Below are 13,783 nucleotides of genomic sequence, written 5' to 3' on the forward strand. Positions count from 1 at the left end.
GGCATCTGGTGACTGCGGTCGCCGAAGAGGACTCGGACCTCATCGCGAAGTTCGAGGCGGCCGCGACGCCGCTGAAGCGCATCCCGGCCCGACGCGCATCGGCCGGGTCAGCGTCATCAAAACGCTGAACTCGGCCTTCGAAATGCCGCAGTCGCGCTGCAGGCCGCGGTCGAGCTCCTGGACGAGCAGGCGCTGCGCACGCATCCAGGTGTCCCAGAACTCCCACTCCGCCGGGTCCAGGGTGTCCGTCATGGCGGCAGCCTACCCCGAGAGTTGACGTATCAACTCGACGCCTCCTAGAGTTGACGTATCAACTCTAGGAGGAACCCCGATGAAGACAGTGGTGCGAGGCGGCATGGTGGTCAGCATGGATCCGGCGATCGGGGATCTCCCCCGCGGTGACGTGCTGATCCAGGACGGCCGGATCGCCGCGGTCGCCCCGGAAATCGACGCGGCCGGGGCCGAGGTCGTCGACGCGTCCGGCAAGATCGTCCTGCCGGGCTTCGTGGACACCCACCGCCACACCTGGCAGACGGCGTTCCGCGGCCTCGGCGCCGACTGGACGTTCGGCCAGTACCGCGTCGCCATGCACGGCACGCTCGGGCCGCACTACCGCCCGGAGGACGTCTACCTGGGCAATCTCCTCGGCCGGCTCGAAGCCCTCGGTTCGGGTGCCACGACCGTGCTCGACTGGTTCCACCGCGCCGACCGCCCGGAGAACGCCGATGCCGCGATCGCCGGACTGCGCGAGGCGCCCGGCCACTCGATCTTCTGCTACGGCGCCGCGGGGCCGGACATCGCGCCGGAGATCCGGCGGGTGCGGGCTTTGCTGCCGGGCGACGACATGGCGCTGGGCCTGCGCGGCCCAGTGGTGTCCACAATGGACGAAACAGCCGAGGATGTCGCACTGGCGCGGGAACTCGGACTGCGGGTGAGCACACACGTCCACGGCACCGGTGGCTGGCCCCGAGGCGACCGGCCGATCGCCGAGATGCGGGAGCGCGGGCTGCTCGACGACCGCACGACCATCGTGCACGGCAACGGGCTCTCCGACGACCAGCTCGCGATGCTGGCCGACGCCGGCAGCTCGGTGTCGATCAGCCCGGACGTCGAGCTGAAGATGGGCTTCGAGCCGCTCATCACCGGCCGGGCGCTGGCCGCGGGGATCCGCCCCTCGCTGTCGATCGACGACTGCCCGTCCGCCGGCGGCGACATGTTCTCCGCGATGCGCACGGCATTGGCCGCCGAGCGCGGCGGTATCACGACCCGGGACGTCCTGGCCTTCGCCACGGTGGACGGCGCCCGGACCTGCGGCCGAGCAGCCCGGACCGGCAGCCTGACCGTCGGCAAGGACGCCGACCTCGTCCTGCTCGACGCCGAAGACCCCTCGGTGTTCCCCGTCGGCGACCCGGCCGGCACGATCGTCACCGCCGGTCATCCGGGCCTCGTGGACAGCGTCTTCGTCGCCGGGCGGGCGGTCAAGCGCGACGGCCGCCTGCTCGGCGTCGACCTGCCGGCCCTGCGCGCCCGGCTGCTGGAGTCGCGCGACCGGATCGCCGCGGCCGCCGGCGTCGCCGTCGACGGCTCGTGGACGCCCTAGGAAGCCGACGTCACGCGGTAGACGTCGTAGACGCCTTCCACGCCGCGGACCACCTTGAGGACGTGGCCGAGGTGCTTCGGGTCGCCCATCTCGAACGTGAACCGGCTGACCGCGACCCGGTCGCGCGACGTCGTCACCGACGCCGACAGGATGTTGACCTTCTCGTCGGCCAGCACCTTGGTCACGTCCGAGAGCAGCCGGTGCCGGTCGAGCGCCTCGACCTGGATGGCCACGAGGAACACCGACGACGCCGAGGGCGCCCATTCGACCTCGACCAGCCGCTCGGCCTGGGACTGCAGGTCGCCGGCGTTCGTGCAGTCGGTTCGGTGCACCGAGACACCGCCGCCGCGGGTCACGAACCCGAGGATCTCGTCGCCCGGCACCGGGGTGCAGCAGCGGGCCAGCTTCGCCCAGACGTCGCTGGCGCCCTTGACCACCACGCCGACGTCGTTGGAGCCGCGGCGCCGGGTGACGGTCGAGGGCGTCGCGCGCTCGGCGAGCTCCTCCTCCGCCGCGTCGACGCCGCCGATGAGGGCGACCAGCCGCTGCACGACGTGCTTCGCGCTGGTGTGGCCCTCGCCGACCGCGGCGTACAGCGACGAGATGTCGGCGTGGCGCAGCTCGGTGGCCACCGCACCCATCGACTCCGCGGACACCAGCCGCTGGATCGGCAGGCCGACCTTGCGGATCTCCTTGGTGATGGCTTCCTTGCCGCCTTCGATCGCCTCGTCGCGGCGTTCCTTGGCGAACCACTGCCGGATCTTGGCGCGGGCCTTCGGCGAGCCGGCGAACTGCAGCCAGTCGCGGCTCGGGCCGGCATTCTCCGCCTTCGAGGTGAAGATCTCGACGACTTCGCCGTTCTCCAGCTTGCGTTCCAGCGCGACCAGGCGGCCGTTGACGCGGGCGCCGATGCAGCGGTGCCCGACCTCGGTGTGCACGGCGTAGGCGAAGTCGACCGGCGTCGACTCGACGGGCAGCGTGATCACGTCACCCTTGGGCGTGAACACGAAGATCTCGCGCGAGGCCAGCTCGTAGCGCAGCGACTCGAGGAAGTCACCCGGGTCCGCGGCCTCGCGCTGCCAGTCGAGGAGCTGGCGCATCCACGCCATCTCGTCGACGTCCACGGCGTTGCCGTTGTGCGTGCCCTTGGTTTCCTTGTAGCGCCAGTGCGCGGCGATGCCGTACTCGGCGGTGCGGTGCATCTCGTAGGTGCGGATCTGCACCTCGAGGGGCTTGCCGTCCGGGCCGATCACCGTGGTGTGCAGCGACTGGTAGACGCCGAACCGCGGCTGGGCGATGTAGTCCTTGAACCGGCCGGGGACCGGCTGCCACAGCGCGTGCACGACGCCCATCGCGGCGTAGCAGTCGCGGACGTCCTCGACGAGTATCCGCACGCCGACGAGGTCGTGGATGTCGTCCAGGTCGCGGCCGCGGACGATCATCTTCTGGTGGATCGAGTAGTAGTGCTTCGGCCGGCCCTCGACCTTCGCGGTGATCCGCGACGACACGAGGTTGCCGGTCAGGTCGGTGATGACCGAGCGCAGGTAGATGTCGCGCGAGGGCGCGCGGTCGGCGACCAGGCGCACTATCTCGTCGTACTTCTTGGGCTGGAGGATGGCGAACGCGAGGTCCTCCAGCTCCCACTTCACCGTGGCCATGCCGAGCCGGTGCGCGAGCGGGGCGAGGACTTCGAGCGTCTCGCGGGCCTTGCGGGCCTGCTTCTCGGGCGGCAGGAAGCGCATGGTGCGCATGTTGTGCAGCCGGTCGGCGAGCTTGATGACCAGCACCCGCGGGTCCTTGGCCATCGCAATGACCATCTTGCGGATGGTCTCGGCCTCGGCGGAGGTGCCGAGCTTGACCTTGTCCAGCTTGGTGACGCCGTCGACGAGTTCGGCGACCTTCTCGCCGAAGTCGGCCTTCAGGCTCTCGACGGCGTAGCCGGTGTCCTCGACCGTGTCGTGCAGCAGCGCGGCGACGAGGGTCGTGGTGTCCATGCCCAGCTCGGCGAGGATGGTCGCGACGGCGAGCGGGTGCGTGATGTAGGGGTCGCCGGACTTGCGCCGCTGGCTCCGGTGCAGTTCTTCGGCGACGTCGTAGGCGCGCTGCAGCAGCCCGAGGTCGCCGTTGGGGTGGAGCTCGCGGTGGATGACGGCCAGGGGTTCGAGGACCTGCTTGACCGGGGCGGCGCGCTGCGCGGTGATCCGCCGGGCGAGGCGCGCCCGGACCCGCCGGGTCGCGGACGGGTTCGGCGCCGCACCGTTCGGCCTCGGCGGCTGGGCCGCCGCCTGCCCGTTCTGCTCGGCGCCCTCTTTCGCGGGCACCGCGGCGTCGAGCTCCTGGCTCACCCGCACCTCCTGCTGCTCGTGCGGCCTTCGAACCACCAGGGTAGCCGTTGCACCTCGCGGCCCTCTCGGGTGCGCCCGTTCAGGGGGATGCCAGGCCGCGGACCAGCGGATTCACCCGTTCGCCCGGCGTGGCGGACCCGAGACCCGCGTGATCCGGCCCGTGACTCGCGTGATTGAAGCCGTCACCCGCGTGATCGAAGCCGGAACTCGCGAGTTACGGCCCCAATCACGCGAGTTCCGGCTCTGATCACGTGAGTTACGGGTTCAGCAGACCTGCAGTGCGTGGACCTTGCGGTTCGCCAGCACGTCCCGGCCCCGCAGGGCCGCGAGTTCCAGGACCACCGACACGCTGTCGACGACGGCTCCCACGTCCTCGAGGAGCTTGCCCGTCGCCGCGACCGTGCCGCCCGTGGCCAGGACGTCGTCGAGGATCGCGATGCGCTGGCCCGGCCGGACCACGCCCGCCGGGAGCTCGACCGTCGCCGTGCCGTACTCCAGCGCGTAGTCCACCCGGCCCGCCACCTGCGGGAGCTTGCCCGGCTTGCGGATCAGCACCACGCCGAGGCCGCGGGCGTACCCGACGGCCGCGGCGAGGAGGAACCCGCGGGCCTCCACGCCGGCGAGCGCCTCGACCCCGGGGTCGAGGGTGCCCGCCAGCGCGTCGGTCACCGCTTTGAACGCGCCCGCGTCCGCGAACAGCGGGCTCAGGTCGCGGAACAGCACGCCGGGCTCGGGGAAGTCCGGCACCTCGGCGATCAGGCCGAGGGCGTCGTCCAGCTGCACGTCAGCGCTTCCGCTTGCCCGCGGGCTTGCCGGACGGGCGCTGCTTCTGGATCCGGGCGGGTACGCCGGCCGCGGCCGCGTACGCCTTTTCCTTGCGCAGCTCCCTCGCCAGGGCGTCGTCGTCCGAGGCGTCGAAGTCCTCGCCGCCGGCCGCCTTGCGCTCCTGCGAGACGCGACGCTGGCGGACCCGCTCGGCCTGCTGCTTGTACTTCGGGTCGCGCATCTTCAGGTCGACCAGCAGCGGCGTCGCCAGCGCGACCGAGGACAGCACGCCGACCAGGGTGCCGGTGAGCTGCACCAGCGCCAGGTCCTGCAGCGTGCCCGAGCCGAGCAGGACATACCCGACGATCAGCAGGCCCAGGATCGGCAGCAGCGCGATGAACGCGGTGTTGAACGATCGCATCAAGGTCTGGTTCAGCGCCAGGTTCGCGGCTTCGCCGTAGGTGCGGCGGGTCAGCCCGAGCAGGCCGCGCGTGTTCTCGCGGACCTTGTCGAACACCACCACCGTGTCGTACAGCGAGAACCCGAGGATCGTCAGCAGGCCGATGACGGTCGCCGGCGTGACCTCGAAGCCGACCAGCGAGTACACGCCGGCCGTGACCAGGATGTCGTGCAGCAGCGAGATGAGCGCCGCCGCCGCCATCCGCGGGTCGAAGTAGATCGCCAGGAAGATGACGACCGCGACGAGGAACACCGCGAGGGCGAGCAACGCCTTCTGCGAGATCTCGCCACCCCAGGACGCGCTCACCGCGCTGTCACTGATCGCCTGCACGCTCGGCTGCTTGCTGCTGCCGATCGGGCCCAGGTCCTGGAACAGGCCCTGCTTGACCTTCGCGACGTCGGCCGCGTCCAGGGTGTCGGTGCGGATCTGGATGGTCGACGAGGCGCCCGAGCCGACCTTCTGCGTCTCGGCGGCCGGGCGGCCGAGAGCCTTCTGGAACGACTCCTTGGCCTGGTCCTCGGTGATCACGCCGTGGATGCCGTTGGCCGGCATCTGGATCTGCGTGCCGCCCTCGAACTCGATGCCGATGTTGAAGCCGCGGAAGACCATCGACGCCAGGCACACCAGCACCAGCGCGCCGAAGAAGAGGTACCAGCGCTTGCGCTTGCCGACGACGTCGAACGCGCCGGTGCCCACGTAGAGCCGGTGGAAGATGCTTTCCTTCTTGCCGGGCTTGCCCGTCGCCTTGACGTCGCCGTCGGCGTCCGTGCCCAGTTCCTCGACCGCCACGTCAGGCCTCCTTCACGTTCGCGCGGCCGACCGTGGTCGACTTCTTACGCTGCGAACCCACTTGCTGCACGGCGCCGAGGCCCAGGTTCCTCGGATTGGACAGGAACGGCGACTTCGACGTGGACACCATGGCCACCAGCGGGTGCGTCACCAGGTACACGACGACGAGGTCGAGCACCGTGGACATACCGAGGGTGAACGCGAAGCCCTGCACGTCGCCGACCGCGATGATGTACAGGATGGCCGCGGCCAGGAAGCTCACGCCGTCGGAGGCCAGGATGGTGCGCCGGGCGCGGACCCAGCCGCGTGGCACCGCGGACCGGAACGTCCGGCCCTCCCGGATCTCGTCTTTGAGCCGTTCGAAGTAGATGACGAACGAGTCCGCCGTGATCCCGATCGCGATGATCAGACCGGCGATGCCCGCCAGGTCCAGCGTGTAGCCGATCCAGCGGCCGAGCAGCACCAGCACCGCGAACACCAGCGCGCCGGACAGGGCCAGCGACAGGATGGTGAGCACGCCGAGCAGGCGGTAGTAGAACAGGCAGTAGATGAACACCACCAGCAGGCCGATGCCACCGGCGAGGAGGCCGGCCTGCAGCGAGGCCAGGCCGAGGGTCGCCGACACGGTGGTCGCGTCCGAGGACGCGAACGACAGCGGCAGCGAGCCGTACTTGAGGATGTCCGAGAGGTCTTTCGCCTCGGCCTGCGTGAACTTGCCGGTGATCTGGGTGTTGCCGTCCAGGATCGCGACCTGGATGTTCGGCGCGGACACGACCTGCGTGTCGAGCACGAAGGCGGCCTGCTGGTTGACGTTCTTCGACGTGAAGTCCGCCCAGATCTTGGTGCCCTCGCTCTTGAAGCTGAGGTTCACCACCCACTGGCCGTTCTGCGTGTTGTAGGTCGAGTTCGCGTCCGAGATCTCGGTGCCCGGCAGGAACTCCGGCTCCAGCAGGTACTTGTACGTGTCGTGGTCACCGCAGGCGACCAGCGGCAGCTTCGGGTCGTCGTTGCCCTCGAGCGGGTCCTTGGCGTTGGGCGCGCAGGTGAGCGTCGCCATCGCCTGCGTGACCAGCTCCTGGTTCGGCTGGCCGTCGGCGCCGATCAGGTCCTTGTTCTGGCGGATCGCCTTCGAGGCCTGGATCTCCTTCGCCGTGTCGGCGTCGACCGAGCCGTCGGCAGGGGCCGGAGCCTGGCTCGACGCCGGCGGCGGCGTGGTGCTGCTGCTCGGCGGGGCCGGCGTGGTGCTCTGCTGCTGCGCGGGCGCGGCGGCGGGGGCACCGCCACCACCGGCGGCCGGGCTCGACGGCGGCGCGCTGGAGCTGGCCGTGGGAGCGCCCGAAGACGGCGGCGTCGAACTGCTCGGGGCACCGGAGGTCGGGGTTCCCGTGGCCGGCGGCGGCGTGGTCTGCGGCGGCACGACCGGCTGCGTCGCGTTCGCGACGACCTTCCGGAAGCCCAGCTTCGCGGTCTTGCCCAGGTTCTTGGCCTGGTCGCCCTGCTCGCCGGGGACGGTGATGACGACGTTGTTGCCGTCCAGGAGGACCTCGGTACCGCCGACGCCGATCCCGTTGACGCGCCGCTCGATGATCTGGCGGGCCTGGTTCAGGGACTCCCGGGTCGGCTGACCGCCGTCGGGGGTGCGGGCGGTGAGCGTGACGCGGGTGCCGCCCTGCAGGTCGATGCCCAGCTTCGGGGTCGGCTTGTGGTTGCCGGTGAGGAACACCAGCGCGTACAGCACGATCACGATCAAGGCGAACAGGGCGAGATAGCGTCCCGGGCGGAGATGCCCGGCTGAAGCTGCCACGGTGCTTCGGTCTCCTCGGACGGGGTGGACCCCAAAGTTGCGGTGCCCGCCCGGAGGGTTACCGGGAGGGACTGTGTGCGATTCACTCCCGGGCACGGGTATGACGGCGGACACGCACGCAGCACCGAGACAGTACTCGGTGCTGCGTGAGCCCGGCGTGCGAGGCCACACCGACTTTCGTCGGCAGTTTCCGCGGCCCCGCCCAGGGTGCCGCGGGGGTTACTTCTTGCCGTGCTCCAGCGGCGGCGCCACCTGAGCGGTGGTCTGCGGCTCGTCGTCGTTCTTGATGCCGGAGCTCGACTCGATGATCGACTCCTCGGCGGGGGCCTCCACCACCTCGTCGGCGGAGTCCTCTTCGGTCTCGACGACCGGCTCGACCTTCTCGCGGACCGCGAGCCGCAGCCAGGTGGTGACGACGCCGGGGGCGATCTCGATGTCGATCGTGTTGTCGCCGGAGGCGTCGGCGACGGTGCCGTAAAGACCCGACGTGGTCATCACGCGGTCACCGGCCGACAGGCTGCTCTGCAGGTCCTGCTGCGCGGCCTGCTGCTTCTTCTGCTTGCGCGTGCTCATCACCAGCGGCACGGCGAGGACGAGCACGAGCAGCAGGGGCAGCAATAGCTGTTGCATGATTCTCCGTTCGACGGACTCTCGGGCCCAGCCGAAATGTCCGGTTTTTGGGTATGTGCTCCTGTCGAGTGTGCCAGGTACCAGCGCGGACGCCAGCACCCACCCGCCGGTTCCGGCCGCTCAGTCCTGCTCGAACGGCGAGAGCCCGCCCGGGTCGGGGCGCCCCGGGTGGTCGGCGGGCGGCACCATGCCGAGGTGCTCCCAGGCGGCCGCCGTGGCGACCCGGCCCCGCGGGGTGCGGGCGAGCATACCGGCGCGCACCAGGTAGGGCTCGCACACCTCTTCCACGGTGGTCGACTCCTCCCCCACGGCGACCGCCAGCGTCGAGATGCCGACCGGCCCGCCGCCGAACGACCTGGTCAGCGCGGTGAGCACGGCCCGATCGAGCCGGTCGAGGCCCAGCTCGTCCACGTCGTAGACGGCCAGTGCGGCCCGGGTGACCTCCAGGGTCGCCTTGCCGTCGGCGCGGACCTCGGCGTAGTCGCGGACGCGCCGCAGCAGCCGGTTCGCGATCCGGGGCGTGCCCCGCGAGCGGCCGGCGATCTCCGCGCAGCCGTCCCGGTCGATCGGGATGTCGAGGATCGTCGCGGCGCGGCGGACGACCAGCTCCAGCTCGGCGTCGGTGTAGAACTCCATCTGGCCGGTGAAGCCGAACCGGTCGCGCAGCGGGCCGGTCAGCGAACCCGACCGCGTGGTCGCCCCGACCAGCGTGAACGGCGCGATCTCCAGCGGGATGCTGGTGGCACCCGGGCCCTTGCCGACGACGACGTCGACCCGGAAGTCCTCCATCGCGAGGTAGAGCATCTCCTCGGCGGGGCGGGCGATCCGGTGGATCTCGTCGATGAACAGGACGTCGCCGGGAGCCAGGTTGGACAGCATCGCCGCGAGGTCGCCCGCGCGTTCCAGCGCCGGGCCGGAGGTGATCCGGATGGCCGCGCCCAGCTCGGCCGCGACGATCATCGCCATCGACGTCTTGCCCAGCCCGGGCGGCCCGGACAGCAGGACGTGGTCGGGCGGCACACCGCGCCGCCGCGCGCTCTCCAGCACCAGCTCCAGCTGCTCGCGGACGCGCGGCTGGCCGACGAACTCGTCGAGCTTGCGCGGCCGCAGCGTGCCCTCGACGTCGTTGTCGCCGGTCTGGGCCCACGCCGAGAGGGCGTCGTCCTCGTCCTCGGTCACGGCCTCATAGTCCATGAAGCGCCTACCGCTTCCGGCCGAGGGTGGTCAGTGCAGCGCGCAGCACGCTGGCCGTCGTGTGGCCGTCACCGTCGGCGAGGACCTTGTCCACGGCCTGCTCGGCCTGCTTGGCCGGGAACCCGAGCCCGGCCAGCGCCTCGACGACCTCCGCGCGCAGCGCACCGGGCGCGGAGACCGCGGGGAGGTCGCCGCCACCGAGGGCGGTGACCTTGTCCCGCAGCTCCAGGGTGAGCCGCTCGGCGCCCTTGCGGCCGATGCCCGGCACCGACGTGAGCACGGTGATGTTGCCTTCGACCAGCGCGCCCCGCAGCTTGCCGGGGTCGAGCACGGCGAGGGTGGCCAGCGCGAGCCGCGGCCCGATCCCGGACACCGTCTGCAGCAGCCCGAACAGTTCCCGCGCGTCGGCGTCTGCGAAGCCGAACAACGTCAGCGAGTCCTCGCGCACGACCAGCGCGGTGTGCAGCCGGGTCTCCTCGCCGCGACGCAGGGTGGCCAGCGTCGCCGGGGTGGCCTGGACGGCGAGGCCGACCCCGCCGACCTCGACCACGACGTGGTCCAGGCCGACCGAAAGGACTTCCCCGCGTACCGACGAGATCATCGTGCTGCTCCAGGCTTCTTCGTCTTGTTCATCGTGGCTTGCTTCGCGGCGGTGTTCGTCGATGCTTGCTTCGCGGCAGAGTTCGTCGATGCTTGCTTCGCGGCGGTGTTCGTCGATGCTTGCTTCGCGGCAGAGTTCGTCGACGCTTGCTTCGCGGCCGCGGCCAGCCGGGCCTTGTGTGTGCGGGCCATCTCCGCCGCGCGGGCCTCGGCTTCGGCGAGCCGGGCGCGCATCGGCTCCCGCCAGAGGTGGCAGATGGCCAGCGCCAGCGCGTCCGCGGCGTCGGCGGGGTGCGGGGCGACCTCGAGGTTGAGCAGGCGCATCACCATGGCGGTGACCTGCGCCTTGTCCGCCCGGCCCGACCCGCTGACCGCGGCCTTCACCTCGCTCGGCGTGTGGAAGACGACGGGCAGGCCCCGGCGCGCGGCGGCCAGGGCGACCACCCCGCCGGCCTGCGCGGTGCCCATCGCCGTCCGGACGTTGTGCTGGGCGAAGACGCGCTCGACGGCCACGGCCTCCGGCTTGTACTTGTCCATCCACCGCTCGACCTCGTCGGAGATGCCGAGCAGCCGATGCGCCAGATCGGCGTCGGCCGGCGTCCGCACGACGTCGACGGCGACGCAGCGGACGGTCCGGCCCTTGCCGCCGTCGACCACCCCCAGGCCGCACCTGGTCAGACCGGGGTCGACCCCGAGCACCCGCACCCGTTTTTCCTTCCCGCCGCGAACACCAGTTCGAGCTAGCAGGCTACTGGGCGCGTCTGCGGCAGGATGGGAGACATGCCGGAGCCGTCGGATTTCGTCACTCACCTGGGTCTTGAGCCGCTGCCCGTCGAAGGCGGGCGGTGGGCGCAGAGCTGGCGCTCCGAAGCCGGGTCCGCCATCTACTACCTGCTCGTCGCGCCCGAGTCCTCCGCGCCGCACCGGCTGGACCGCGTCGAGATCTACGTCCACCACGCGGGCGCACCCGCGGCGATGCTGCTGCTGCACCCGGACGGCTCGGTCGAGCGGCCGATGCTGGGGACGGACGTCGCGGCCGGCGAGCGGCCGCAGGTCGTCGTGCCCGCGGGGACGTGGCAGGCCACGGCCACGCGCGGGGAATGGAGCCTGCTGGGGACCGTCGTCGTGCCGCCCTACACCGACGATTGTGTGGAGTTCGAGGCTGCTTCGGACCTGGCTTTAGAGTACCCGGAAGCGGCCGCCGACCTGCGGATGTTCTAAGGGCCGTCGACGCCGGGGGTCCAGCTTTCGGGGTCGCCGCTCCCGGTGAGCACCAGCTGCCACCGGGCGAACCCTTCGGGCGCGTCCGGGTGCCACGGGAACTTGCCCTCCGGCGTCGCGACGATCAGCTGCAGCGCCGGGAAGTCGCCGTCCGGGTAGATGAGGAACGCCGTGCCGAAGTATTCGGGGTAATGCCCCTTGTTGACGCGCTCGAGGACGACCGGGACGCCTTCGAAGAAGTCGTCGTAACGCTTGCCGACCTCGAAGATCTCGCCGTTGGCCGCGCGGTCGACGTAGGCGTCGAGCAGCACCTGGCCCATCTGCTCCGGCAGGCCGACGACCACCGCCTCGGGCACGTGGTGCAGCGCCCACGCGCAGGCGGTGAAGCAGTAGCCGGCGCCCTCGTCGTCACCGGCGACCGTGATGACCGCGTTGCCGCGCTCCTTCGCCTGGCCCTCGATCCATTCGATCAGGCGCTGTTCTTCTTCGGTCAGTTCGGCGGCGAGGTCGGCGGAGGCGGCGGGGGTCGTCGAGGTCACGGCGCACATTCTGCCTGACGAGTCCCCGAGAGCCCAGTGCCCGGGCCGGAAAGTTTCCGGCCCGGGCACAAAAGCGTTGCGGTGCGGGGAAAAACTCAGCCGACTTCGGCGAGCACCTCGTCCGAGACGTCGAAGTTCGCGTAGACGTTCTGGACGTCGTCGCAGTCTTCGAGGGCGTCGATCAGCCTGAAGACCTTCTTCGCGCCTTCCACGTCCAGGGGGACGCTGACCGACGGGATGAACGTCATCTCCGCCGATTCGTACTCGAACCCGGCCTCCTGCAGCGCCTTGCGCACCGGCACCAGGTCGCCGCCCTCCGAGACGATCTCGAAGCTCTCGTCGAGGTCGTTGACCTCTTCGGCGCCCGCGTCGAGGACCGCCATGAGAACGTCGTCCTCCGACGCGTCGGCCTTCGGCATGATCACGACGCCCTTGCGGGTGAACATGTAGGCGACCGAGCCCGGGTCGGCGAGGGAGCCGTTGTTGCGCGTGAGCGCGGTGCGGACCTCCATCGCGGCGCGGTTCTTGTTGTCGGTGAGGCACTCGATCAGCACCGCCACGCCGTTGGGGCCGTAGCCCTCGTACGTGATGTTCTGCCAGTCGGCGCCACCCGCCTCTTCACCGGCGCCGCGCTTGCGGGCACGCTCGATGTTGTCCTGCGGAACCGAGTTCTTCTTCGCCTTCTGGATGGCGTCGTAGAGCGTGGGGTTGCCGTCCGGGTCGCCACCACCGGTGCCGGTCCGCGCGGCCACCTCGATGTTCTTGATCAACCGCGCGAAGAGCTTGCCGCGCTTCGCGTCGAGGTTGGCCTTCTTGTGCTTCGTGGTGGCCCACTTGGAGTGGCCGCTCATCTCTCCTCCATCTGTTCCGTACCCCGGCCGGGCACCGCGTCTCAGGAAGCCTTCCGCACGAGGTCGACGAACAGCCGGTGCACCCGCACGTCGGGCGTCAGCTCCGGGTGGAACGCGGTCGCCAGCACCGCCCCCTGCCGGACCGCGACGATCCTAGCGGTCTCGTCTCCCACGCCGGGCACGCCGCTGACCGTGGCCAGCACCTCGACGCCGTCACCGGCCTTCTCGACCCACGGCGCCCGGATGAAGACCGCGTGCACCGGACCGCTGTCCACCTCGGCGAAGTCGAGATCGGCCTCGAAGGAGTCGACCTGCCTGCCGAAGGCGTTGCGCCGGACGACGACGTCGAGCCCGCCGAGCTGCTGCTGGTCCGGCCGCCCGTCGAGGGTCTGCCGCGCCAGCAGGATCATCCCGGCGCACGAGCCGAAGGCGGGCATGCCCTCGGCGATCCGCGCTTTGAGCGGTTCCAGCAGCTCGAACGTCTCGAGTAGCTTCGACATGGTGGTGGACTCGCCACCGGGCAGCACCAGACCGTCCACTTCGGACAGCTCACCGGCCCGGCGCACCGGCATCGCCCGCGCGCCCGCTTCTTCCAGCATGGCGACGTGCTCCCGCACGGCACCCTGCATGGCGAGCACACCGATGACCGGTTCCGACGACACCCGACCTCCCGAAAGACCTTCCCACCAGCCTAGACGCCCTCCCCCGGGCACTTCCCGGCAGGTCAGCCCCGGTCCCGGCGCCGCTCCCCCCGCGGCGAACGTCTTGAATGAGTCATTCAGGACCTCCGAAGACCTGAATGAGTCATTCAAGACATCCGGCGAGCCGCCGCGCGGACCCGCACTCGCGCTCCATCGGGGCGCGGGCCGAGCGCCCCAATGTGGCATTGACGGCGCGGCGCGCGGGCAACGAGTTCCTCTTCCAGATGATGGCCCAGCAGACGGCGGAGACGCTCAACGCGGTGTTCGAGGGCCGCGAGCCGAAG

Annotated in this window: 14 protein-coding genes and 1 pseudogene; 3 read left to right on the top strand and 12 right to left on the bottom strand. The window is 70.7% G+C overall.

The features are described from left to right. Nucleotides 1–39: 39 nt before the first annotated feature. Nucleotides 40–252 (bottom strand): hypothetical protein, encoded by a 213-nt coding sequence (locus AB0M59_RS28735; RefSeq protein WP_364620978.1) that lies wholly within the window; start codon nt 250–252, stop codon nt 40–42. A 79-nt stretch (nt 253–331) separates the two neighbouring features. Here AB0M59_RS28735 and AB0M59_RS28740 point away from each other — a divergent pair, with 79 nt between their 5' ends. Beyond that, entirely contained in the window at nt 332–1,600 is a 1,269-nt protein-coding gene (locus AB0M59_RS28740; RefSeq protein ID WP_364620981.1) for an amidohydrolase family protein, read from the top strand. Here AB0M59_RS28740 and AB0M59_RS28745 read toward each other — a convergent pair. From AB0M59_RS28745 to ruvC, 8 genes and pseudogenes are all read right to left on the bottom strand, one after another. After that, complete coding sequence (locus AB0M59_RS28745; RefSeq protein WP_364620984.1) at nt 1,597–3,945, bottom strand: bifunctional (p)ppGpp synthetase/guanosine-3',5'-bis(diphosphate) 3'-pyrophosphohydrolase; 2,349 nt, start codon at nt 3,943–3,945, stop codon at nt 1,597–1,599. The two genes, AB0M59_RS28740 and AB0M59_RS28745, sit on opposite strands and share 4 nt — an antisense overlap. Before the next feature lie 264 nt (nt 3,946–4,209). Beyond that, the gene (locus AB0M59_RS28750; protein ID WP_364620987.1) at nt 4,210–4,728 is read right to left on the bottom strand and encodes an adenine phosphoribosyltransferase; all 519 of its coding nucleotides are present in this window, start codon (nt 4,726–4,728) and stop codon (nt 4,210–4,212) included. A 1-nt stretch (nt 4,729) separates the two neighbouring features. Continuing rightward, nucleotides 4,730–5,959 carry a protein translocase subunit SecF gene (gene secF / locus AB0M59_RS28755; protein WP_364620990.1) on the bottom strand — a complete coding sequence of 410 codons (1,230 nt, stop codon included), beginning with the start codon at nt 5,957–5,959 and terminating at the stop codon, nt 4,730–4,732. Nucleotide 5,960: 1 nt separating this feature from the next. Beyond that, the gene (secD, locus tag AB0M59_RS28760; protein ID WP_364620993.1) at nt 5,961–7,763 is read right to left on the bottom strand and encodes a protein translocase subunit SecD; all 1,803 of its coding nucleotides are present in this window, start codon (nt 7,761–7,763) and stop codon (nt 5,961–5,963) included. A gap of 219 nt (nt 7,764–7,982) precedes the next feature. Further along, a complete protein-coding gene (gene yajC, locus AB0M59_RS28765) occupies nt 7,983–8,393 on the bottom strand; it encodes a preprotein translocase subunit YajC (RefSeq protein WP_364620996.1) in 411 nt (136 codons plus the stop codon). A gap of 120 nt (nt 8,394–8,513) precedes the next feature. Continuing rightward, on the bottom strand, nt 8,514–9,587 hold the full coding sequence (gene ruvB / locus AB0M59_RS28770) for a Holliday junction branch migration DNA helicase RuvB (RefSeq protein ID WP_364620999.1): 1,074 nt from the start codon (nt 9,585–9,587) through the stop codon (nt 8,514–8,516). Nucleotides 9,588–9,594: 7 nt separating this feature from the next. Further along, nucleotides 9,595–10,188: a Holliday junction branch migration protein RuvA gene (gene ruvA, locus AB0M59_RS28775; protein WP_364621002.1), complete on the bottom strand. Its 594-nt coding sequence runs from the start codon at nt 10,186–10,188 to the stop codon at nt 9,595–9,597. Between the two features lie 143 nt (nt 10,189–10,331). Then, nucleotides 10,332–10,892, bottom strand: a pseudogene (gene ruvC / locus AB0M59_RS28780) (crossover junction endodeoxyribonuclease RuvC); the annotation flags it as partial. A gap of 75 nt (nt 10,893–10,967) precedes the next feature. On the opposite strand from ruvC, the gene AB0M59_RS28785 reads away from it, so the two are divergent. Beyond that, nucleotides 10,968–11,408 carry a cupin domain-containing protein gene (locus AB0M59_RS28785; protein WP_364621005.1) on the top strand — a complete coding sequence of 147 codons (441 nt, stop codon included), beginning with the start codon at nt 10,968–10,970 and terminating at the stop codon, nt 11,406–11,408. Here AB0M59_RS28785 and AB0M59_RS28790 read toward each other — a convergent pair. The 3 genes from AB0M59_RS28790 to pdxT form a co-directional block, all read right to left on the bottom strand. Then, nucleotides 11,405–11,956, bottom strand: a complete 552-nt coding sequence (locus AB0M59_RS28790) for a DUF4262 domain-containing protein (RefSeq protein ID WP_364621008.1) — start codon at nt 11,954–11,956, stop codon at nt 11,405–11,407. The two genes, AB0M59_RS28785 and AB0M59_RS28790, sit on opposite strands and share 4 nt — an antisense overlap. Nucleotides 11,957–12,042: 86 nt before the next feature. Then, nucleotides 12,043–12,798, bottom strand: coding sequence for a YebC/PmpR family DNA-binding transcriptional regulator (locus tag AB0M59_RS28795; protein ID WP_364621011.1), 756 nt, complete (start codon nt 12,796–12,798; stop codon nt 12,043–12,045). Between the two features lie 41 nt (nt 12,799–12,839). After that, nucleotides 12,840–13,460, bottom strand: coding sequence for a pyridoxal 5'-phosphate synthase glutaminase subunit PdxT (gene pdxT / locus AB0M59_RS28800; RefSeq protein WP_364621014.1), 621 nt, complete (start codon nt 13,458–13,460; stop codon nt 12,840–12,842). A gap of 137 nt (nt 13,461–13,597) precedes the next feature. Here pdxT and AB0M59_RS28805 point away from each other — a divergent pair. Next, the coding region (locus AB0M59_RS28805) for a hypothetical protein (protein WP_364621017.1) at nt 13,598–13,783 on the top strand (186 nt) is incomplete at its 3' end.

The organism is Amycolatopsis sp. NPDC051371 (assembly GCF_040682155.1).
GTDB lineage: Bacteria > Actinomycetota > Actinomycetes > Mycobacteriales > Pseudonocardiaceae > Amycolatopsis.

What these genes read in the sequence shown, in the direction of transcription:
- AB0M59_RS28735 (WP_364620978.1), bottom strand. Translation starts at nt 252, where the DNA reads ATGACGGACACCCTGGACCCGGCGGAGTGGGAGTTCTGGGACACCTGG.
- AB0M59_RS28740 (WP_364620981.1), top strand. Translation starts at nt 332, where the DNA reads ATGAAGACAGTGGTGCGAGGCGGCATGGTGGTCAGCATGGATCCGGCG.
- yajC (WP_364620996.1), bottom strand. Translation starts at nt 8,393, where the DNA reads ATGCAACAGCTATTGCTGCCCCTGCTGCTCGTGCTCGTCCTCGCCGTG.
- ruvB (WP_364620999.1), bottom strand. Translation starts at nt 9,587, where the DNA reads ATGGACTATGAGGCCGTGACCGAGGACGAGGACGACGCCCTCTCGGCG.
- ruvA (WP_364621002.1), bottom strand. Translation starts at nt 10,188, where the DNA reads ATGATCTCGTCGGTACGCGGGGAAGTCCTTTCGGTCGGCCTGGACCAC.
- AB0M59_RS28785 (WP_364621005.1), top strand. Translation starts at nt 10,968, where the DNA reads ATGCCGGAGCCGTCGGATTTCGTCACTCACCTGGGTCTTGAGCCGCTG.
- AB0M59_RS28790 (WP_364621008.1), bottom strand. Translation starts at nt 11,956, where the DNA reads ATGTGCGCCGTGACCTCGACGACCCCCGCCGCCTCCGCCGACCTCGCC.
- AB0M59_RS28795 (WP_364621011.1), bottom strand. Translation starts at nt 12,798, where the DNA reads ATGAGCGGCCACTCCAAGTGGGCCACCACGAAGCACAAGAAGGCCAAC.